19 protein-coding genes are annotated in these 20189 nt (G+C 71.3%); 8 read left to right on the top strand and 11 right to left on the bottom strand.

Annotated elements, in window-relative coordinates; genetic code table 11:
- Positions 1–10: 10 nt before the first annotated feature.
- A complete protein-coding gene (locus G3I19_RS12895) occupies positions 11–1420 on the bottom strand; it encodes a metallopeptidase TldD-related protein (RefSeq protein WP_164263348.1) in 1410 nt (469 codons plus the stop codon).
- A gap of 91 nt (positions 1421–1511) precedes the next feature.
- The gene (locus tag G3I19_RS12890; RefSeq protein WP_164263345.1) at positions 1512–3035 is read right to left on the bottom strand and encodes a TldD/PmbA family protein; all 1524 of its coding nucleotides are present in this window, start codon (positions 3033–3035) and stop codon (positions 1512–1514) included.
- Positions 3036–3220: 185 nt separating this feature from the next.
- On the opposite strand from G3I19_RS12890, the gene fabG reads away from it, so the two are divergent.
- On the top strand, positions 3221–3937 hold the full coding sequence (gene fabG / locus G3I19_RS12885; protein WP_164263343.1) for a 3-oxoacyl-[acyl-carrier-protein] reductase: 717 nt from the start codon (positions 3221–3223) through the stop codon (positions 3935–3937).
- A 4-nt stretch (positions 3938–3941) separates the two neighbouring features.
- A complete protein-coding gene (fabI, locus tag G3I19_RS12880; RefSeq protein WP_164263341.1) occupies positions 3942–4709 on the top strand; it encodes an enoyl-ACP reductase FabI in 768 nt (255 codons plus the stop codon).
- A 49-nt stretch (positions 4710–4758) separates the two neighbouring features.
- Here fabI and G3I19_RS12875 read toward each other — a convergent pair whose 3' ends face one another.
- The 7 genes from G3I19_RS12875 to G3I19_RS12845 form a co-directional block, all read right to left on the bottom strand.
- Entirely contained in the window at positions 4759–6150 is a 1392-nt protein-coding gene (locus G3I19_RS12875; RefSeq protein WP_343235084.1) for a UbiD family decarboxylase, read from the bottom strand.
- Entirely contained in the window at positions 6140–6880 is a 741-nt protein-coding gene (locus G3I19_RS12870) for a hypothetical protein (RefSeq protein WP_164263339.1), read from the bottom strand. The genes G3I19_RS12875 and G3I19_RS12870 overlap by 11 nt, the downstream gene beginning before the upstream one ends.
- Positions 6881–6988: 108 nt before the next feature.
- A complete protein-coding gene (locus G3I19_RS12865; RefSeq protein ID WP_164263337.1) occupies positions 6989–7924 on the bottom strand; it encodes an amidohydrolase family protein in 936 nt (311 codons plus the stop codon).
- An 82-nt stretch (positions 7925–8006) separates the two neighbouring features.
- Complete coding sequence (locus tag G3I19_RS12860) at positions 8007–10262, bottom strand: molybdopterin cofactor-binding domain-containing protein (protein ID WP_164263335.1); 2256 nt, start codon at positions 10260–10262, stop codon at positions 8007–8009.
- Positions 10263–10338: 76 nt separating this feature from the next.
- On the bottom strand, positions 10339–11064 hold the full coding sequence (locus G3I19_RS12855) for a GntR family transcriptional regulator (RefSeq protein WP_164263333.1): 726 nt from the start codon (positions 11062–11064) through the stop codon (positions 10339–10341).
- A gap of 60 nt (positions 11065–11124) precedes the next feature.
- The gene (locus tag G3I19_RS12850; RefSeq protein ID WP_164263331.1) at positions 11125–12570 is read right to left on the bottom strand and encodes a nucleobase:cation symporter-2 family protein; all 1446 of its coding nucleotides are present in this window, start codon (positions 12568–12570) and stop codon (positions 11125–11127) included.
- A 140-nt stretch (positions 12571–12710) separates the two neighbouring features.
- Positions 12711–14102, bottom strand: coding sequence for an amidohydrolase (locus G3I19_RS12845; RefSeq protein ID WP_164263329.1), 1392 nt, complete (start codon positions 14100–14102; stop codon positions 12711–12713).
- Positions 14103–14334: 232 nt separating this feature from the next.
- On the opposite strand from G3I19_RS12845, the gene G3I19_RS12840 reads away from it, so the two are divergent.
- On the top strand, positions 14335–14664 hold the full coding sequence (locus G3I19_RS12840; protein ID WP_164263327.1) for a hypothetical protein: 330 nt from the start codon (positions 14335–14337) through the stop codon (positions 14662–14664).
- 72 nt (positions 14665–14736) lie between these two features.
- Here G3I19_RS12840 and G3I19_RS12835 read toward each other — a convergent pair whose 3' ends face one another.
- Complete coding sequence (locus G3I19_RS12835) at positions 14737–15417, bottom strand: FadR/GntR family transcriptional regulator (protein WP_164263325.1); 681 nt, start codon at positions 15415–15417, stop codon at positions 14737–14739.
- Between the two features lie 98 nt (positions 15418–15515).
- Here G3I19_RS12835 and G3I19_RS12830 point away from each other — a divergent pair, with 98 nt between their 5' ends.
- The 4 genes from G3I19_RS12830 (at position 15516) to G3I19_RS12820 (ending at position 18113) form a co-directional block, all read left to right on the top strand.
- On the top strand, positions 15516–16826 hold the full coding sequence (locus tag G3I19_RS12830) for an MFS transporter (RefSeq protein ID WP_164263323.1): 1311 nt from the start codon (positions 15516–15518) through the stop codon (positions 16824–16826).
- A gap of 17 nt (positions 16827–16843) precedes the next feature.
- Entirely contained in the window at positions 16844–16960 is a 117-nt protein-coding gene (locus G3I19_RS38090) for an SGM_5486 family transporter-associated protein (protein ID WP_275402724.1), read from the top strand.
- A 198-nt stretch (positions 16961–17158) separates the two neighbouring features.
- Positions 17159–17371, top strand: coding sequence for a hypothetical protein (locus G3I19_RS12825; RefSeq protein ID WP_164263321.1), 213 nt, complete (start codon positions 17159–17161; stop codon positions 17369–17371).
- Positions 17372–17561: 190 nt separating this feature from the next.
- Complete coding sequence (locus G3I19_RS12820) at positions 17562–18113, top strand: histidine phosphatase family protein (protein WP_164263319.1); 552 nt, start codon at positions 17562–17564, stop codon at positions 18111–18113.
- 124 nt (positions 18114–18237) lie between these two features.
- On the opposite strand, the gene serB is transcribed toward G3I19_RS12820, so the two are convergent.
- On the bottom strand, positions 18238–19467 hold the full coding sequence (gene serB, locus G3I19_RS12815; protein ID WP_164263317.1) for a phosphoserine phosphatase SerB: 1230 nt from the start codon (positions 19465–19467) through the stop codon (positions 18238–18240).
- Positions 19468–19704: 237 nt separating this feature from the next.
- Between serB and G3I19_RS12810 the strand changes: the two genes are divergently transcribed.
- Positions 19705–20189, top strand: a 485-nt coding sequence (locus G3I19_RS12810) for an FHA domain-containing protein (protein WP_239074243.1), incomplete at its 3' end; no start/stop codon positions are given.

The following is a 20189-nucleotide window of genomic DNA, read 5'->3' as shown; positions in this document are numbered from 1 at the left end:
GTCCCAGAGGTTATACGCCCTGGCTGACGGAACTCATATTGAAATCCGGGATGCGCAGGGCGGGCATCGCGGCCCGGGTGAACCAGTCGCCCCACTCGCGCGGCAGCGTCCGCTCCGTACGCCCGGCCTCGGTGGCCCGGGAGAGCAGATCGACCGGCGACTCGTTGAAGCGGAAGTTGTTCACCTCGCCTGTGACCTCGCCGTTCTCCACGAGGTAGACGCCGTCCCTGGTCAGCCCGGTCAGCAGCAGGGTGGCCGGGTCGACCTCCCTGATGTACCAGAGGCAGGTCAGCAGCAGGGCGGGCCCGTCGTGACCCGACGCCGCCACCATCTCCTCCAGGGAGCGGTCCCCGCCGCCCTCCAGGATCAGATTGCTGATGGCGGGCGCCACCGGGAGGCCCGTCAGCTCCGCGCTGTGCCGGGTGGTGACCAGCCGCTCCAGCCGGCCCTCGCGCACCCAGTCCGTACGGGAGAGCGGAAGCCCGTTGTCGAAGACCGACGAGTCGTCCCCCGAGGCGTGAGCGAGGACGAAGGGCGCCGATTCGAGACCGGGCTCGGCCGGGTCGCTGCGCAGGGTCAGCGGCAGCGGGGAGAGCAGATCGCCGAGCCGGGTCCCGCCGCCGGGCCGGGAGAAGACCGTACGGCCCTCGGCGGCGTCCCGCGCGGCCGACGACCAGAGCTGGTAGATCAGCAGATCGGCCACCGCGGTCGGCGGCAGCAGCGTCTCGTACCGCCCGGCGGGCAGCGCGATCCTGCGCTCGGCCCAGCGCAGCCGCTGCGCCAGCTCGGCGTCCAGCGCGGCCGGGTCGCCATCGGTGAAGTCACGTGTGGCCCGGCCGGCCCAGGCCGAGTGTGACCGGTCGGGGGACTTGGCGTTCAGTTCGAGCGTGCCGTTCGGCTGGTCGTGGCGCAGCCGCAGACCGGTGGACGTACCGAGGTAGCTGGAGGTCATCTCGTGGCTGGCGAAGCCGTACAGCTCCCGCCCGCCGGACCGCGCACGGGCGAAGGACTCGCCCAGCGCCGGGGCGAAGGCGTCGAAGACCGCGGGCGTCGTCTCGGCCGGCGCCTCGGTGAAGCCAGCGGACTCGGGCACCCCGCTGACCAGCGGCCGGGCGTCCTCGGCCGGCGCACCGTCCCTGGCCGCCGCCTCGGCGGCCCGGACCAGCGGTTCGAGATCGGCCGCGGTCACCGCCGAGCGTGAGACGACACCGGACGCGGTGCCGTCCTTGCCGTCGACCGTGGCGATGACGGTCAGGGTCCGGCCGCGGGTCACACCGTTGGTCGTCAGCGCGTTCCCGGCCCAGCGCAGATTGGCGCTCGAATGCTCGTCGGCGATGACGGCGCAGCCGTCCGCGGTCGACAGGGCGAGGGCCCGCTCGACGATCTCGTGCGGCCTGCTGGTGCGGTTCGATGGGCTCATCGCCCGGCCTCCTGCGTGGTGTTGAGACTGTGCTTGCCCGGGGGGCGACCCCCGGACCCCCGGCCCGGGGTGGTGCCTGCACATGCGGGATTCATCGCCCGGCCTCCTGCGTGGTGTTGAGGATGTTCACGCCCCGGAAGAGGGCGGACGGGCAGCCGTGCGAGACAGACGCGACCTGGCCCGGCTGGGCCTTGCCGCAGTTGAAGGCGCCGCCCAGCACATATGTCTGCGGGCCGCCCACCTTCTCCATCGAGCCCCAGAAGTCCGTGGTGGTCGCCTGGTAGGCGACGTCCCGCAGCTGACCGGCCAGACGGCCGTTCTCGATCCGGTAGAACCGCTGCCCGGTGAACTGGAAGTTGTAGCGCTGCATGTCGATCGACCACGACCGGTCGCCCACCACATAGATCCCGCGCTCGACGCCCCCGATCAGATCCTCCGTCGAGAGCCCGCCCGGATCCGGCTGCAGCGACACGTTGGCCATCCGCTGTACCGGCACATGCCCCGGCGAATCCGCGTACGCGCACCCGTTGGACCGGCCGAGCCCCGTCAGCTTCGCGATCCTGCGGTCCAGCTGGTACCCGACCAGCGTGCCGTCCTTGATCAGGTCCCAGGACTGCGCCTCGACGCCCTCGTCGTCGAACCCGATGGTGGCAAGGCCGTGTTCGGCGGTCCTGTCGCCCGTCACATTCATCACGGGCGAGCCGTACGCCAAGGTCCCCAGCTGGTCGAACGTCGCGAAGGAGGTCCCCGCGTACGCCGCCTCGTACCCCAGCGCCCGGTCCAGCTCGGTGGCGTGCCCGATCGACTCATGGATGGTCAGCCAGAGGTTCGACGGGTCCACGACCAGGTCGTAAGCCCCCGCCTCGACGCCCGGCGCCCGCATCTTCTCGGCGAGCAGCTCCGGGATCCGCTCCAGCTCGCCGTCCCAGTCCCAGCCCGTGCCGGTCAGATACTCCCAGCCGCGCCCGGCCGGCGGCGCGAGGGTGCGCATCGAGTCGAACTCGCCGGTGTCCGGGTCCACCGCCACCGCGGTCAGCTGCGGATGCAGCCTGACCCGCTGCTGGGTGGTGACGGTGCCGGCGGTGTCCGCGTAGAACTTGTTCTCCAGGACCGTCATCAGTGAGGCGTCCGCGTGCGCGACACCGTCCGCCCGCAGCAGCCGCGCCGACCAGTCGGCCAGCAGTCCGGTCTTCTCGTCGGCGGGTACGGAGAAGGGGTCGGTCTCGTACGAGGAGATCCAGGTACGGTCCGCGTGCACCGGCTCGTCCGCCAGCTCCACCTTCTCGTCGGATCCGGCCGCCCCGATGACCTTGGCGGAGAGCTTCGCCATCGCGACCGCCTGTCCCGCCACCCGGGCCGCCGCGTCCATCGACAGATCGACACCGGAGGCGAATCCCCAGCTCCCGCCGTGCACGACCCGCACGGCGTACCCGAGATCCGTGGTGTCCGTCGAGCCTGCCGGTCTGGCGTCCCGCAGCCGCCAGGTGGCGCTGCGGACGCGTTCGAAGCGGAAGTCGGCGTGGTCGGCGCCGAGCGCGCGGGCCCTGGCGAGCGCCGCGTCGGCGAGGGCGCGCAGCGGCAGAGCCGTGAAGGCTGCGTCGATCGAATGTGGCACGGAGTTCTCCTGTCGTCACGACCGGTCGCTCGCATCATGTCGCGCGGACGTGCCCCGCTGCCAGATGCGTTCTGTAGGGACCCGACAGGGACCGTCACGCCGCGCTGTCGGAGGCCGATTCCTCCGAAGTGGCTCGGGACCGATAGTTTGCGTGGGTACCACACAGCTATCGAAAGGGTGATCCGTTGAGCCGCTCGGTTCTCGTCACCGGAGGAAACCGGGGCATCGGCCTTGCCATCGCCCGCGCTTTCGCAGACGCAGGCGACAAGGTCGCCATCACGTACCGCTCCGGTGAGCCGGCAGCCCTTGCCGACCAGGGGTTCCTGGCCGTCAAGTGCGACATCACCGACACCGAGCAGGTGGAGCAGGCTTACAAGGAGATCGAGGAGAAGCACGGTCCCGTCGAGGTGCTGGTGGCCAACGCCGGCGTCACCCGGGACCAGTTGCTGATGCGGATGTCCGAGGACGACTTCACCGCCGTACTCGACACCAACCTCACCGGCACCTTCCGTGTCGTGAAGCGGGCCAACCGGGCGATGCTGCGTGCCAAGAAGGGCCGCGTCGTGCTCATCTCCTCGGTCGTCGGCCTGCTCGGCTCCGCGGGTCAGGCCAACTACGCCGCGTCCAAGGCCGGCCTGGTCGGCTTCGCGCGCTCACTCGCCCGTGAGCTCGGCTCCCGCAACATCACTTTCAACGTAGTCGCACCCGGTTTCGTCGACACCGACATGACCAAGGTGCTCACCGACGAGCAGCGCGCGGGGATCGTCTCGCAGGTGCCGCTCGGCCGGTACGCGCAGCCGGAGGAGATCGCCGCGACGGTGCGGTTCCTCGCCTCCGACGACGCGTCGTACATCACTGGAGCCGTCATCCCCGTTGACGGCGGATTGGGCATGGGTCACTGATCACATGAGCGGAATTCTCGACGGCAAGCGCATCCTCATCACGGGTGTGCTGATGGAGTCCTCCATCGCCTTCCACGCCGCCAAGGTGGCCCAGGAGCAGGGCGCCGAGGTCATTCTGACCGCCTTCCCGCGGCCCACCCTCACCGAGCGCATCGCCAAGAAGCTGCCCAAGCCCGCCAAGGTCATCGAGCTGGACGTCACCAGCACCGAGCACCTCGACCGGCTCGCGGACCTGGTCAGGGACGAGCTGGGCTCGCTCGACGGGGTCGTGCACTCCATCGGCTTCGCGCCGCAGGACGCGCTCGGCGGCAACTTCCTCAACACCCCGTTCGAGTCGGTCTCCACGGCCATGCACGTCTCGGCGTTCTCGCTGAAGTCGCTGACCATGGCCTGCCTGCCGCTGATGAGCGAGGGCGGCTCGGTGGTCGGGCTCACCTTCGACGCCCAGTTCGCCTGGCCGCAGTACGACTGGATGGGCCCCGCCAAGGCCGCGCTGGAGGCGACCTCCCGCTACCTCGCCCGTGACCTGGGCAAGCAGTCCATCCGCTGCAACCTGATCTCCGCCGGCCCCATCGGCTCGATGGCCGCGAAGTCCATCCCGGGCTTCGGGGAACTGGCTGAGGTCTGGAACACCCGCTCCCCGCTCGCCTGGGACATGGCCGACCCCGAGCCGGCCGGCCGCGGCATCGTGGCGCTGCTCTCGGACTTCTTCCCGAAGACGACCGGCGAGATCGTCCACGTCGACGGCGGCGTGCACATGATGGGTGCCTGACCGCCCGTATCGCTCAGGACACAGCTCAGGACACAGCTGAGCACGCAGCTCAGGAGGCCGCGCGACCGTCGAGCAGACGGCGCGCGTCCTCCGCGCGTGCGGGGCCGACCCGGATCCGTACCCCGTCGAAGTCCGGGCCCCGGGTCGCGTCCAGGGCCATCCGGGACGTCGTACCGTCCGCGGTGGACGACGGGTCGAGGGGGCTGCCCGGCAGGCCGTCCACCTGGAAGACGTCCCGGTGCGGCTGGAGATGGGCGGCCATCGCCCACAGCACCTGCGAGTCCCGGGTGACGTCCACGTCCTCGTCGACCGCGACCACCGTCTTGAGGTACGGGTCCCAGCCGAGCAGCCCCAGCATGATCTGCCTGGCCTGGCCGGGCCGGCCCGCGCGCATCGCCACATACGCGTGGAAGTGCGTACCCGACGTCGGATAGTGCAGCGCGGTCACCTCGGGGAAGCGCTCCATCAGCTTCTGCGCCATCTCCGACTCGCGCGGCACACGCGCCAGATTGAGATGCTCGGCCGAGCTGCCGCCCACCACGTCCAGGAGCAGCGCGTCCCGGCGGCGCAGGACCGTCTCGACGGTCAGCACATTGTGGGTCGAGCGGTCCGACGAGTATCCGGAGAACTCGCCGAAGGGCCCCTCGTCCGCACGGCGGGCCGGATCGATGAACCCCTCAAGGACCGTCTCGGCGCTCGCCGGCACCCGTATCCCGTACGTCGGGGTGCGCACCACGTCCAGCGGCGCCCCGAACAGGCCGCCCGCCACCCTCCGTTCGTCGGTGCCCGCGCCCACCCGGGCCGAGGCCGCCAGCATGAACAGCGGGTGCGCGCCGATGACCATGGCCACCGGCAGCCGCTCGCCGTGCTCCTGCGCCAGCCGCAGCAGCTGCCACAGATGGCCGCGCGAGTGCAGGCTGGTGGCCAGTTCGTTCCGGCTGTGCACCATCGCGCGGTGGTAGCTGAGATTGCCCGAGCGGCCTTCGGCGTACGCGGGTGCCTCCGCCGTGATGATGCCGTTCGTGATGTACGGGCCCCGGTCGGACGCGAAGTGCCGGATCACCGGGAGCGTACCGAGGTCCGGTTCCGCCACCACGTCGAGCACCGGGCCGTCCGCCACCACCCGCGGCTCGCACAGCCGGGCCGACGCCGCCTGGTACGCCCGGTGCAGCCCGGCCGTCCCGGTGCCGAGCAGCCGGGCGATCCGGCGCCGTGAGGCGAACACGTTGGTGACCAGGGGAGTGCCGAGCCCCGCGACGTTCCGGCAGATCACCAGCTCGTCCCGGCCGCGGGCGGCCAGCTCCAGGACGAGCGCGGCCACGTCCTCGCCCTCGATCCGCTCGTCGACGGTGAGGACGTCGTCGGGGTGCTCGGCCGTGTACCGGGCGAGGAAGTCCCGCAGATCCTGGGAGGCCGGGGGCGGCGCCGCCTCAGTGGTCACAGCAGACCCCCGCGTGCCGCTGCACCGAGAACAGCTCGCCCCACTCGGGGGCGTCCACCGCCAGACCCAGCAGATCGAGCCCGGTCCTGATCGCCACCCGGGCCCCGTCGTACACGGGCTTGCCCAGCTCCCGCTCCAGCAGCGCCGCCACGGGCGCCACCGGCAGCTCCGTACCCGTCACCACCAGGCACTGCGCGTCCGGCGCGTCGGCGCCGGCCAGCATCCGCCGCAGCCGCGACACCGGCAGCTCCGCGGCCTCCCGCGCCGTCGCGAGACCCAGCGCGGTCACCGACACCACCGTGAAACCCGCCGCAAGATAGGTGTCCGCGAGCCGCCCCGCGACCTGTCCGGAGCCCGGCGAGACCAGCGCGAGCGAGGTCAGCCCCCGCCGGGCGAGCAGACCGAGCTGGCCCAGCGTGACGGTCGAGGCGGGCACCCCTGCCACCTCCTCGATCCGGCGCGCCACCGCCCGGCCGTGCGCCACGCCGTGCAGATCGCTCGAACTGCCGCTCCAGACCACGGCGTCGACGCCCGCGTCGGCCAGCAGCGCCGCCGAGCGGGTCAGCTCACCGGACTGCGAGGGCGCGATCGCCGGCCCGCACAGCACATCGGGCAGGGCGGTACGGGCGACCGGATGGGCGGCCTCGATGGCGACGGACCGGCAGATCTGGCCCGACCAGCGCTCGACGCCGATGGAGGGGGAGGGGACGAGATGACCGATGCGCCGCACGGCGGCACCTGCTTCCGTACCGGGGACGCCGGGACACCGCGCCCGTGGTGGATGTGCGGGGAGAGGGGCCGGCCACTCCCGGGAGCGGCCGGCCCCGGAGCAAGGCCCTCAGGCGCGCGCCGTACCGGCCGCGTCCAGTGAGGCGTAGGTGTCCGTGAGGCGCAGCCGCGCCTCCTCCTGGTCGCGCGGCGGGGGAGTGGGCTTCAGGCCCAGCAGTTTCGCCACGTTGTTGCCCAGATACCCCTCCAGATGCTCCTCGGAGAGGTTCATGCCCTGGGGCGGCGGGCCGCAGAGGACCTCCAGCTCACGTGCCCACATGCCCGGTTCGTTGGGCGGCGAGTCCGTGCCGAACACCAGCTGGTGCTTCTCCATCTGCTGGGCGAACTCCACGATCCGCGACTGGAGCAGCCACCCCGACTCGCCGTACACGTTGGGCGAGTCGAGGATCATGTAGAGCGCCTCGAAGCAGTACACACCGCCGGTCTGCACCCCGAAGTGCCCGAGGATGAAGTTGACGTTCGGGAACTCGCGGATGATCGGGTAGAACTGCGTCGGGATCGAGTACGGCCCGTCACCGGTGTGGATCAGGACGAGGACGCCCAGCTCGTCACAGACCCGCAGCACCGGCCGGAGCCAGTCGAGGGCGCGGTCGGGGCGGTAGGCATGCATGTTGGCATGCAGCTTGAGCATCTTGTAGCCGTACTCCTTGACGTGGAACTCCAGCTCCTTCGCGCCGTTCTCCGGCCCGAAGCGCGGGTTGTACATGAAGTTCCCGATGAAGCGGTCGGGGTACGTCGTCACCAGCTCGGTGATGTACGCCATGTAGTCGCGGATGCCCTCGCGGCCGCCGCGCATCCCGTCCTGCCAGACGCTGTTGCCGGGCGGGGGCATGATGCAGCCGTAGTCGATCCGGCGGGGCTTGCCGTTGATCAGGTACGGGCCGTCCATCATGGCCAGGGTCCGCTCACCGGTGAACGGCTCGCCGTCGTGCCGCCATGCCTGGTCCACGACGTTCGTGGGATGCATATGAGTGTCGATGATCAAGGTGCTGTTCCTTCCCTGCTGGTTCTGGTGGTACGTACGCGGTGCGTGCAGAACCGTCGGGGGACCCGGGGGCGGGCCCGCATCACCTCCCTTCGCTGTGGACGGTGTCGTCCTGGAAACCGTCCTGGACGATGTCGCCGGGACGCACCGGCACCCTGGGCAGGGCGAGGCCGGTCGCGTCGCGCAGCGCGTTGGCGATGGCCGGTGTCGACGACAGGGTCGGTGGCTCACCCACTCCGTTCAGGCCGTACGGCGAGTCGGGGTGGGGCAGTTCGAGCAGATCGATGGGGACCGACGGCATGTCCGCGATTGTCGGGATCAGATAGTCGGTGAAGGACGGATTGCGCACCGCGCCGTCCTGGACGTGCAGTTCCTCCATGAGCGCGAGTCCGAGGCCCTGCGCGCTGCCGCCCTCGATCTGGCCCTCGACCGCGAGGGGATTCATCGCTTTGCCGACATCCTGGGCGGTGGCCAGCTCGACCACTCTGACCAGGCCGAGGTCGGTGTCGACCTCCACCACCGCACGGTGGGCGGCGAACGCGAAGGCGATATGGGCGTCGCCCTGACCGCGTTCGGGGTCGATGGGGAAGGTACGCCGGTGGCGGTACTCGTACTCGGCCTCCACGGCCCCGTCCGCGAGCAGCGCCTCCAGCGGCCCGTCCCCGCGGGCGGTCAGCTCCTCCCGTACGGCCTTGCAGGCGCCCTGCACCGCGCCGCCGCTCATCCAGCTGATCCGGGACGCCGACGACGAACCCGCGTCACCGGCCGCGGTGTCCGCGGGCAGCACCACCACCCGCTCGACGCCCAGCTCTGTCCTGGCGATCTGTGCCTGTACGGTCACGATGCCCTGGCCGCACTCGGCGGCCGCGGTGTGGATCTCGGCGACCGGCTCCCCGTTCACCAGGGCGAGCCTGACCCTGGCCACCGAGCGGTCGTCGACGCCGCCGGAGAAGCCGATGGCCTTGACCCCGATCGCATAGCCGACGCCGCGGACGACGCCCTCGCCGTGTGTGGTGTTGTTCAGCCCGCCCGGCCGGGCGAACGCGCCCTCACCGGGCGGCGGCAGGGGCCGGGAGCGCAGCCGCTCAAGGAGTTCGGCCGCGGGCGCCGGACCGTCCACCGCCTGCCCGGTGGGCAGCACCGTGCCGGTCGTCATGGCGTTGCGGATACGTAACTCCACCGGATCCATGGACAGTGCACGGGCCAGCCGGTCGAGGTTGGACTCCACGCCGTAACAGGACTGCACCGCCCCGAAGCCGCGCATCGCCCCGCACGGCGGGTTGTTGGTGTAGACGCAGTAGCCGTCGATCTCGGCGTGCGGCACGTCGTAGGCGCCCGCCGCGAAGTAGGAGCCGTTCGCTATGACCACCTGCGACGTGGAGGTGTAGGCGCCGCCGTCGAAGAGCAGCCGCGCCTTGACGTACACGAGCTTCCCGTCGCGTGTCGCCCCGTGCTCGAAGCGCATCCGGGCCGGGTGGCGGTGCACATGACCGTAGAACGACTCCTCGCGGTTGTAGCTCATCTTCACCGGACGGCCGGTGTGCAGCGCGAGCATCGCCGCATGGATCTGCACCGAGACGTCCTCGCGCCCGCCGAAGGCGCCGCCGACCCCGGAGAGCGTCAGCCGCACCTTCTCCGGCGGCAGTCCGAGCGCCGCGCACATCTGGTGCCGGTCGTCGTGCAGCCACTGGGTCGACACATAGACATCGACGCCGCCGTCCTCCGCGGGTATCGCGAGACCCGACTCCGGGCCGAGGAACGCCTGGTCCTGCATACCGACCTCGTACGTCCCCGAGACGACCACATCGGCGAGCAGTCCGGCCTCCGCCATGTCGCCGTGCCGGATGCGGACATGACGGACGACATTGCCCGACTTCCCGTCCGCACGCGGCTCATGGACGAGCGGGCCCCCGCCGCCGACCGCGATCTCGGGGTCGGTCAGCGGTTCCAGCACCTCGTACCCGACGTCGATCAGCCGCAGCGCGCGGCGGGCGGTCTCCGGATGGTCGGCCGCCACCAGCGCCACCGGCTCACCCTGGTAACGCACCCGGCCGGCGGCGAGCACCGGCTGGTCCGCGACCTTCATCCCGTACAGCGGACTGCCGGGGACGTCCTCGTGCGTGAGCACCGCGACCACACCGGGCAGCCGGAGGGCGGCCGAGGTGTCCAGCCGGACGATGAGCGCGCTGGGGTGCGGGCTGCGCAGCGTCGCGCCCCACACCATCGCGTCGTCGTGCAGATCGGACGCGTACGCGAAGGCGCCCTGGACCTTCAGCCGGCCGTCGGGCCGCAGGACGCTCTCGCCGACCCCCTGCCGGATGCCGGTGACGGTGCTCATGGACCCTCACTTCCCTTCTGCTGCGAGGAGCTGCCGTACGGGGGGCCGGGTCAGGGTGCGGCCCGGACACAAGGCCCTACGGCCCGACCGGACGTACGGGGACGGGCGCGCCCTCCGTACGGTCGGGGCCGGGGGCCACCGCCTGCGAGAGCCGGATCCGCAGCCGTCGGATGTGGTCGCGCGCCGCGAGCTCGGCCGCGTCCGGGTCGCCCGACGTCATCGCCTCGAAGATCCGGCGGTGCTCCTCGACGGCGAGCCGCGGCGCCTGCGGGCTGCGCCACAGCGCGTGCAGCGCGAGGTGGGCCTTGCCCTGCACGGTGTCCAGGGCCGCGGTGAGATGGGCGTTGCCCGCGACCTCGCGGATGAGCCGGTGGTACGCCATGTCCATCTCGGTGTGCGCCTGTTCGTCGTCGCCCGCCGCCACGACCTGTTCATGCCGCTCCAGCAGATCGCGCAGTTCGGAGACCCTGGTGGCGTCGAGCCGCTCGGTGGCGAGCCGGGCCGCCAGCCCCTCCATCACCTCGCGGAGCACATACAGCTGGCGTACGTCCTCGACGTCCACCGTGGCGACCACGGCGCCGCGGTGCGCGACATGGGTGGCGAGACCGTCGTGGATCAGCCGCTGCACGGCCTCGCGGACCGGGCTGCGGCTGATGCCCAGCTGAGTGGCGAGCGCGGGCACGGAGAGCGCGTCGCCGGGGCGCAGCCGGTTGGCGAGCACGGCCCCCTTGAGCTCCTCGTAGGCCCGGTCGGCAAGCAGGCTTCCGGCCGCGACCGGGTTCACTGCTCTCTCCGTCGGCATGCCCCAACTCCCTCTGTGGCGCTCACGACACGCATGACGCACCCGCGCTCATGACGTCGGCTACGCCTCGTCCGATGTGCTGGGAATCCTGTTCTCCAGCTGTTCTTCATGTTGCATGTAATCTTCGGACGGGTCAATGGAACGGGCAGCCCTCTTCCGGCGTCCCGGCAGCTTGAGATGGTGGAAGAACAGGTTGAGCAGCACAGCCATCAGCGTGCCGAGGATGATGCCGCTCTCGAAGAGTGCATGCAGTTGCCGTCCCGGCATCTGATCGGCGAACTGGGGGAACGCGGTCGGCAGGAACCCGACGCCCACACTCGCGGCGACCAGGACCGTATTGCGCTGGTCGGCGAGGTCGGCCCGGACCAGGATCTGCACCCCGACCACGGCGATGGTGGAGAACAGCACGATCGTCGCCCCGCCCAGCACGGAGGCCGGCATCGCGGACACCACGGCGCCCACCTTCGGCACCACGCCCAGCACCATCATGATCACGCCGGACGCCGCGACGATCCACCGGCTCTTCACCCGGGTCAGCCCGATCAGCCCGATGTTCTGCGAATAGGCCGTGCTGGGAAAGGAGTTGAGGAGACCGGCCGCCGCCGTCGCGAGACCGTCCGCGCGCAGCGCCCGGGTCACCTGCCTGCCGTCCACCTCACGGCCGACGATCCTGCCCACCGCGAAGAACTGCCCGATGGACTCCACCGCGATGATGATCATCACCAGTACGAGGGAGAGCACGGCGGTCGGCTCGAAACGCGGTGCCCCGTAGTGCAGCGGGGCGGTGATGCCCAGCCAGGCCGAACCCCCGATCCCCGAGAAGTCGGTCTCCCCGGCCAGCGCGGCCACCACCGTGCCGACGACCAGGCCGAGCAGCACCGCGACCGTGGCCAGGAAGCCCCGGGAGAACTTGTGCAGCAGCAGGATCACCAGCAGGGTGACCCCGGCGAGCCCCAGATGCACCGGGGAGCCGAAGGTGCGCTGGGCGGGGTCCCCGCCTCCCACCTGCCGGGCCGCCACCGCGAGCAGGGTGATCCCGACGATGGTGACGATGGTGCCGGTGACCAGCGGCGGGAAGAAGGCGACCAGCCTGCTGAAGACCGGGGCGATCACGAACAGCGCGAGCCCGGCGGCGATCACCGCCCCGAAGACGGTCGGCAGCCCGGCCTTCGCCCCGCCCGCAGCGAGGCCCACCGATACGAGCGAGGGCACCGCCGTCGTCGACGTGCCCTGCACCACCGGCAGCCGGATCCCGATCCCGGGCAGCCCCGCCGACTGCAGCAGGGTGGCCAGACCGCAGGTCAGCAGTGAGGCGTTGACCAGCATCCCGATGTCCTCGGCCGGCATGCCGATCCCCTGGGCGACCAGGAGCGGCATGACGACCGCACCGGCGTAGAAGGCCAGCACGTGCTGGAGGCCGTAGACGGCCAGCCGCCAGAACGGCGGCACCGCCTCGACCGGGTCGTCGGGCCGGTTCCTGGCGCCCTGAACTGCCTTGCGCGACATGTGCGTTCTCCCTCCACCCGCCCGACGGCGGGGGTTGTTCACTGCGCACGTACGGGGGCCGCGGACGGGCAGCCGACAGGGAAATCGGTCGGTCGGTGGGGTGGCCGACGGTGTGGCCGGTGGTGTGGTCAGAGGCGTGGTCAGTGGTTCCAGGAACGGGTCAGCCCGCCGAAACCGGCACGCTCCACGAGCTTTTCGGACCGCTCCTGCGCCTCGGCCAGCAGCGCCTCCTCGTCCACCAGCGGACAGCGGCCGTCCTCGAAGACGACGCGCCCGTCGACGACGGTCAGCTCCACGTCGGAGCCGCGCGAGGCGTACACGAGGGCGGAGACCGTGCGGTGCAGCGGCACCTGGTGCGGGCGGTCCAGAGCGACCACGGCCAGGTCCGCTGGTGCCCCCGCGGCCAGGACCCCGGTCCCCGTGCCCGCATACCGGGCGCCCTCCCGGGTGGCCAGCTCCAGCGCCTCCTCGCAGCGCGCCGCCGCCGGGTCGAGGGTGTGCTGACGCTGGCCGAAGAGCGTCTGCTTCATCACCTCGAACATGTCCTGGCGGTGCCCGGCGCTGGGCCCGTCGGTGCCGAGCGCGACCACGGCGCCCGCCTCCCGCAGCTCCCGCAGCCGCATCACGCCCGACGCCAGATAGGCGTTGGACACCGGGTTGTGCGCGACACCGGCCCGCCGCTCGCCGATCCTGCGGATCTCGGATCCGTCCAGCCACACGGCGTGCGCCAGGGTGGTCCGCTCGTCGAGCAGCCCCTCGGCGGCCAGCCAGTCGACCGGCCTGATGCCGTACGCCTCCAGATAGCTCTCCGGGTCCTTCGCCCCCTCGCTGCAGTGGGTGTGCCAGCGCGTCCCGAACTCGGCGGCCAGCGCCGCGGCGCCCCTGACCAGGTCCTGGTCCACGTAACTGAGGTTGAGGGGGGCAGGCCAGATCTCCACGGTCGAGCCTGGCGGCCGGCGCCGCATGCACTCCCGGGTGAGCTCCAGTTCCTCGGCGACCGAGTAGCGGAAGAGCGCGGGAGGCAGCCCCCGCGCGAGCGCCACCGGGGTCCGATGTCCGACCATGCCGCGGGCCACCGCGCCGCGCAGCCCCGCCGACTCGACGGCCCGCGCCACCGCCAGCACCGTCTCCGGGTCGGTGGGCGCGTAGTGGTTGTCGATGACGGTGGTGATGCCCGAGCGCAGCGCCTCCACCGCGCCGAGCGTGGCGGCGACCCTGGCGTCGTCGGGGGTCACGGCTATCGAGTACGGCCACATGAACTCGCACAGCCAGGGCCAGATGGAGAGCCCTTCGCCCAGGCCGCGGGCGAGGGACTGGAAGAGATGGCTGTGCCCGTCGACGAACCCCGGTACGACGGCCCGGCCCCGGCAGTCGACCGTACGGGCCGCCCGCCACGCGGCGTCGGTCTCAGTGGCCGGGCCCACCGCCGCGATGCGGTTCCCGGTGACGGCGACCGAGCCCGGCTCGTACACGGACCGCCGGCCGTCCACGGTCACCACCCGCCCGCCCGACAGCAGAAGATCGCACTCCATGGGGGCCTCCCAGAGGCTTGGCGCGGCTATGGCATGCTTCATATTGCATGTAACATATTCGCACCTCTGTGCCTGTCAACCCTTCTCGCGTCACTTCCCCGTCTCCCCGGTCTTCCTGCCTCCCCGCCTCCTGCCTCCCCGGCTGTCCCGCCCGACTCGTGCAAGGGGCCGAACGACCGCAGACTGATCAGGCCGGGGCACTCGCCGGCTCCCCTGGGGAGGAGGCACGGGTATGCGTTCGATCCGCTACCGGACAGCGGTCCTGCTCGTGGCCTCGGCCGGGGTGGCGGGGCTCGCCGCCCCCACGAGCGTGCAGGCCGAGCCCGCCCCCTTCGGCGCAGGCTGCCTCATATCCGTCAGGGGCTCCCACGCGACGGCCACCTGTCACAACCGGTACGTCGGGACCGACCGGGTCGCCCTGCACATCGAGTGCGCGCGCTGGTGGGACATCGACACGGACAGTGCGCCGGCCGAGGTCGGACCCGCGCAGAGCGTGCGGCTCACCGGCCGCTGCTGGAAGGAGATCGGCTCGGTCTGGGTGACCCACCGGCGTACGGGCTGACCGGTGTTCGTCCGCTGCGGGTGCTGCCCGCTCAGGAGCTTGCGCCTCGTCGGGGCCTGCCCGCTCCTCCGGTCAGGTCGCCGTCCTGCCCAGACAGCTGGTGAACGCGTGGCCGGCTGCCTCGGCGGCCGCCACCTCCGCGTCCCCGTTGCGGATCGCCTCGATCAGCCGGCTGTGGTCCATGTACCCCTCGGGCCGCAGCTCGCGCCCCACGTCGTCGCGGAGCCAGTCGCGGAGCAAGTCGCCCAGATCCGCGTAGAGCTCGGTCAGTACGTCGTTGTGCGAGGCGTTCACGATCGCCAGATGCAGAGTCGCGTCGGCGGCCACGAACGCCTCCGCGTCGCCCGACTCCCAGCTCCGCTCCCGCTCGTCCAGCAGCGCGTCCAGCTGCTTCACATCCCGCTCGGTACACCGCTCGGCGGCCAGCCGGGCGGCCGACGACTCCAGGGTCGACCGCAGCTCGGCGACATGCCGGGGGTCGGCGGCCGCGAACCTGCGGTGCATCACCCCCGCCAGCTCACTGGTGGCGATCACATAGGTGCCCGAGCCCTGGCGGATGTCCAGCAGCCCGTTGTGCGCGAGGGCGCGCACCGCCTCCCGGACGGTGTTACGGGCCACTCCCAGCTGCTCGACCAGCTCGGGTTCGGTCGGGATGCGTGAACCGACCGGCCACTCGCCCGAGGTGATCTGGTTCCGCAGTTCGGTGATCACCTGGTCAGAGAGTGCGGAACGCCGGGGAGAGTTCAGCGCCATGGTGCTCCTCGTTGGGGTCGCGCGGCGGGAATCGTCAGTGGATACGCGAGGGGACATTAATTGGACAACCAATCATCCCATGATTCTATGATGCCCTTATGCCAGACGACGAGACGAAGATCCTCGCCCCCACCGCCGAGTCGCACCCCGCCGCCGGGCCGAACCCCACCACCGAGCCGCCCGCCGCGGTGGACGCCGCACGCCCGCAGCCCGCCGCGTGGACCGTGAAACTCGTGATGGCCGGCATCGTTCTCGCCGCCGTCAACCTCCGGCCCGCCATCACGAGCCTCGGCGCGCTCCTCGAAGAGGTACGGGACGGCCTCGGGATGAGCGGCAGCATCGCCGGTGTCCTCACCTCCGTACCGCCGATCTGCTTCGCCGTCTTCGGCGTCATGTCCCCGCGGCTGGCCCGCCGTTTCGGGCCCGGCGCCGTCGTCTGTGCCGGCATGGTGGCGATCACCGCCGGCCTGGTGATCCGGCCCTTCGCGGGCGGTACGGCCGGCTTCCTGGCCGCCAGCGCGCTCGCCCTGATGGGCATAGCCGTGAGCAACGTGCTGATGCCGGTGATCGTCAAGCGGTACTTCCCGGACCGCGTCGGAACGATGACCGGGCTCTACTCCATGGCCCTCGCCCTGGGCACCGCACTCGCGGCAGCCGTCACCGTGCCGCTGACCGACGGGCTCGGCGGCAGCTGGCGGCTGGGCCTCGGCGTCTGGGCGGTGCTGGCCGCCGTGGCCGTACTGCCCTGGATCGCGCTCATCAAGGACCGCAGCACCACAGCGGCGAACGCGCCGGCCACCACCGGTGCGGCCGGTACGCCGGCACCCGCCCGGCGGATCACCAGCAGCCCCACGGCCTGGGCCCTCGCCTGCTTCTTCGGCCTCCAGGCCACCGCCGCGTACATCACCATGGGCTGGATGCCGCAGATCTTCCGGGACGCCGGGGTCTCGGCCGGCACCGCCGGGCTGCTGCTGGCCGTCACGATGGTGATGGGCGTGCCGCTCGCCTTCGTCATCCCGCGCCTGGCGAGCCGGATGAAGAACCAGGGCCCCATCGTCGTCGCCCTCGGCGCCTGCGGGCTCATCGGTTACGCGGGTCTCTATCTCGCCCCGTCCGGCGGCGCCTGGGCCTGGGCGCTGCTGCTCGGCATCTCCAACTGCTCGTTCCCGCTGGCCCTCACGATGATCGGCATGCGCTCCAGGAGCGGCGCCGGAGTGGTCAGGCTGTCCGCCTTCGCCCAGTCGACCGGCTATCTGATCTCGATCCCGGGACCGCTGCTCGTCGGAGTCCTCTACCAGCACAGCGGCGGCTGGGGGCTGCCCATCGCGCTGATGGCCGGACTGATGGTGCCGCAGATCGCCGTCGGAATACTCGCCGGGCGGGACCGGACGATCGAGGACGAATCCTGAGATGCGAGACTGACGTCATGCCAGTGCTCGAACCGAATCCCCAGAACGGTCAGAAGAAGCTCCTGCTTGTGCTCGGAGCCATGCTCGGGGTCACGGTGATCGTCGCGATCATCGCCACGATCGCCTCGCCCTGACCGGCCCCGCCCGATGCCCGACCCCGGTGCCCGGCCGGTACTCCCGGCCGGACGCCCCCGGCCCGACGGTGGTGCCAGCACCACCGTCCCCTAGGGGGCCAGGGTCAGGGTGAAGTGGGTGGGTCACCGGATGGGAGAGCGTCCCCGTACTCCGTAGGTTCAGGTGCATCAGCCACCGCGACCCTGATGGAGGCGGCCATGCCGGCCCGTCCGCACACCACCCGCCCGCACCACGGACACGCGCAGAGCGGTATCGACGTGCGGCTGCCCTGGTGGGCCGTCGTCCTGCCCGCGCTGGCCTTCGCCGTTCTGCTGCTGCTCATCAGCGCGCCCGGCCAGGCGCACGCGGACACCGGCGAGGCCACCGTCACGCATGTGCTGGAGCGGATCCAGCAGAGCCTGCCGCACTAGGGTGTGTCGTCAAAGTGCCGCCTGCCGCGCGGCCCCAGGGCCTGTCCGGCAGACCGGTCCATGGGGGCGGTCCTGAAGGGGCCGGGCGGCATGCGCGTCCGGCCATCGTGGCCGAAGCCTGTTCACTCGTGCCGGGGGACCATCCCAACACCCTGCGCCCGAAGGTCAGATCCATGCGAAGCTGGATTGTATGAGCGCCGTTGTGTCATCCGGGGGAGCAGCCCCCGGAACCCCTGAGTCCCACCGGATCGTCCTCCTCCGGCACGCGAAGGCCGACTGGCCCGATGTGTCCGACCACGACCGGCCGCTCGCCGACCGTGGCCGCAAGGACGCCGCGGCCGCCGGCAGCTGGCTCGCCTCGCACGAACCGAGTCCGGACCTCGCCCTGTGCTCCACCGCGGTCAGGACACGCGAGACCTGGAAGCTGGCGGTCCAGGAGCTGCCGGAACGCCCGCGGACCGTCTACGAGGAGCGGCTGTACGAGGCGTCCCTCGGCGAACTGCTCGCGCTGCTCAACGAGATCCCGGACGACGTCGGAGATGTGCTGGTCATCGGCCACAACCCCGGTACGCACGCCCTCGCCGACGCACTGTCGGGCAACGCCGAAGGTGACGCGCTGAGCAAGATGAACCGCAGTGGTTTCCCGACCTCGGGAGTGGCCGTCGTCGAGTTCACCGGCTCCTGGAAGTCGGTCGAGCACGGCGTGGGCACACTGAAAGCCTTCTGGGCGCCGCACGAGTAGCCCGCACAAGTAGCCCGCACGGGGCCGGCCGCCCCCGGAGTCGCAGGATGCCTCGGGATGCGCCGGCCCCGGATGCGCCCCCGAAGGGGTCGGCCCCGAAGCACCGGCCCCCCCGGTGCTCCGTTCAGATGCCGTCGTCGACGAGGCCGTCCGCGGCCTCGACCTCTTCCCGCGTGATGCCCAGCAGATAGAGCACGGTGTCCAGGAAGGGCACATTCACCGCCGTGTCGGCGGCCTTGCGGACCACGGGCTTGGCGTTGAAGGCGACGCCGAGCCCGGCCGCGTTCAGCATGTCCAGGTCGTTCGCGCCGTCCCCGATCGCCACGGTCTGCGACAGCGGGACCCCCGCCTCAGCGGCGAACCGCCGCAGCAGCCGTGCCTTGCCCGCGCGGTCCACGATCTCGCCGACGACCCGCCCGGTGAGCCTGCCGTCGACGATCTCCAGCGTGTTGGCCGAGGCGAAATCGAGGCCGAGCCGCTCCTTGAGGTCGTCGGTGACCTGGGTGAAGCCGCCCGAGACGACGCCCACTTGGTAGCCGAGCCGCTTCAGCGTACGGATCAGGGTGCGGGCGCCGGGCGTGAGCCGTACCTCGGAGCGCACCTTGTCGACGACCGAGGCGTCGAGGCCCGCGAGCAGCGCCACCCGGGCGTGCAGCGACTGCTCGAAGTCCAGCTCGCCACGCATCGCGCGCGCCGTCACCTCCGCGACCTCCTGCTCGCACCCCGCGTGCGCGGCGAAGAGCTCGATCACCTCGTCCTGGATGACGGTCGAGTCGACGTCCATCACGACGAGCCGCTGGGCGCGGCGGTGCAGACCCGCCGAGATCACGGCCACATCGACCCCGAGCACCGACGCCTCGATGGCGAGCGCCGTGCGCAGCGGCTCGGTCTCCACCCCGGAGACCGCGAACTCCACCGCGGTCACCGGGTACTTGGCCAGCCGGAAGATACGGTCGATGTTGCCGCCGGTCGCGGTGATGCTGGCCGCTATGGCGGCGGTCGACTCGGCGGTGAGCGGATTGCCGAGCACGGTCACATGGGAACGCCCGCTGCCCCGGGGCCGGTTGTCGCCGGTACCGGAGATGATCTCGGCCTCCAGCCCGATGGACTCGGCCCAGCTGTGCACGGTCGCACGCAGCTCGCCCTGGGCGTTGCCGCCCGGGCCAGGAGCTGTGACGAGGACGCACAGCACGATCCGGCCACGGGTGACCACCTGTTCGATGTCGACCACGTCGACGGCGTAGGCGGCGAGGGTGTCGAAGAGGCCGGCGGTGATCCCGGGGCGGTCCTTCCCGAAGATCTTGACGAGAAGAGTCGGTGAGTCCGCGTGGACTGGCGGCTGCGATGCGCTCATGGTGGTCCCACCGTATAGGGCGCGGCCGGGCCGCAGGCAGCCTGTCCCGAGGACCGGACGCCCGTGGCGTGACTGGTCCCGGCGTCAGAGGCGGTGGCTCCCTTTTGTCCTGAACGTCACCCGGGGCCGTGCGCCTCCACCCCATTGGTACGCGGTCGTCACACGGCCCGGCTTTCGGATGCGTCCTTGTCCCTGAAATAGTTCCCCACGATGTTCGCCATCCCTAGACTCCCTGCAATGGGGGTACCTCGGGGGACAATAAGTGGGGCTGGAGTGCCGGAACTCGTAGTTGAACTGAATGGCCGGATCTGGACGCTCGATCCGTCCAGGTCGTACACCCTGGGCCGTGATCCGCAGGGGGACCTGCCGATCGACGACGCCAGGGTCTCGTGGCGACACGCCACTATCAGCTGGGGAGGCCGTGGTTGGGTCATCGAGGACCACGGATCCACCAACGGCACGTTTGTGCAGGGACAGCGGATCCAGCAGCTGGAGATCGGACCGGGCTCGTCGGTACACCTCGGCAACGCGACCGACGGTCCGCTGCTGAGCCTGTCCGCCGGTGCCGGTGCCGCGGCCGCCCAGGTCCAGCAGGCGCCGGCTCAGCAGGCAGCGGCGGCCCAGGACCAGGCGCCCGCCCCGATGCAGGCGCAGATGCAGGCACCCGCACCGCAGGCCGCGCAGTCCGCGCAGGCCCAGGGACCGGCGTACGCCCCGCCCCA

The sequence above is a fragment of the Streptomyces sp. SID10853 genome, from assembly GCF_010548145.1.
GTDB lineage: Bacteria > Actinomycetota > Actinomycetes > Streptomycetales > Streptomycetaceae > Streptomyces.
This window is presented reverse-complemented; position numbering and strand designations above follow the sequence as displayed.

What these genes read in the sequence shown, in the direction of transcription:
- G3I19_RS12895 (WP_164263348.1), bottom strand. Translation starts at nt 1,420, where the DNA reads ATGAGCCCATCGAACCGCACCAGCAGGCCGCACGAGATCGTCGAGCGG.
- fabI (WP_164263341.1), top strand. Translation starts at nt 3,942, where the DNA reads ATGAGCGGAATTCTCGACGGCAAGCGCATCCTCATCACGGGTGTGCTG.
- G3I19_RS12860 (WP_164263335.1), bottom strand. Translation starts at nt 10,262, where the DNA reads ATGAGCACCGTCACCGGCATCCGGCAGGGGGTCGGCGAGAGCGTCCTG.
- G3I19_RS12855 (WP_164263333.1), bottom strand. Translation starts at nt 11,064, where the DNA reads ATGCCGACGGAGAGAGCAGTGAACCCGGTCGCGGCCGGAAGCCTGCTT.
- G3I19_RS12850 (WP_164263331.1), bottom strand. Translation starts at nt 12,570, where the DNA reads ATGTCGCGCAAGGCAGTTCAGGGCGCCAGGAACCGGCCCGACGACCCG.
- G3I19_RS12845 (WP_164263329.1), bottom strand. Translation starts at nt 14,102, where the DNA reads ATGGAGTGCGATCTTCTGCTGTCGGGCGGGCGGGTGGTGACCGTGGAC.
- G3I19_RS12840 (WP_164263327.1), top strand. Translation starts at nt 14,335, where the DNA reads ATGCGTTCGATCCGCTACCGGACAGCGGTCCTGCTCGTGGCCTCGGCC.
- G3I19_RS12835 (WP_164263325.1), bottom strand. Translation starts at nt 15,417, where the DNA reads ATGGCGCTGAACTCTCCCCGGCGTTCCGCACTCTCTGACCAGGTGATC.
- G3I19_RS12830 (WP_164263323.1), top strand. Translation starts at nt 15,516, where the DNA reads ATGCCAGACGACGAGACGAAGATCCTCGCCCCCACCGCCGAGTCGCAC.
- G3I19_RS38090 (WP_275402724.1), top strand. Translation starts at nt 16,844, where the DNA reads ATGCCAGTGCTCGAACCGAATCCCCAGAACGGTCAGAAGAAGCTCCTG.
- G3I19_RS12825 (WP_164263321.1), top strand. Translation starts at nt 17,159, where the DNA reads ATGCCGGCCCGTCCGCACACCACCCGCCCGCACCACGGACACGCGCAG.
- G3I19_RS12820 (WP_164263319.1), top strand. Translation starts at nt 17,562, where the DNA reads ATGAGCGCCGTTGTGTCATCCGGGGGAGCAGCCCCCGGAACCCCTGAG.
- serB (WP_164263317.1), bottom strand. Translation starts at nt 19,467, where the DNA reads ATGAGCGCATCGCAGCCGCCAGTCCACGCGGACTCACCGACTCTTCTC.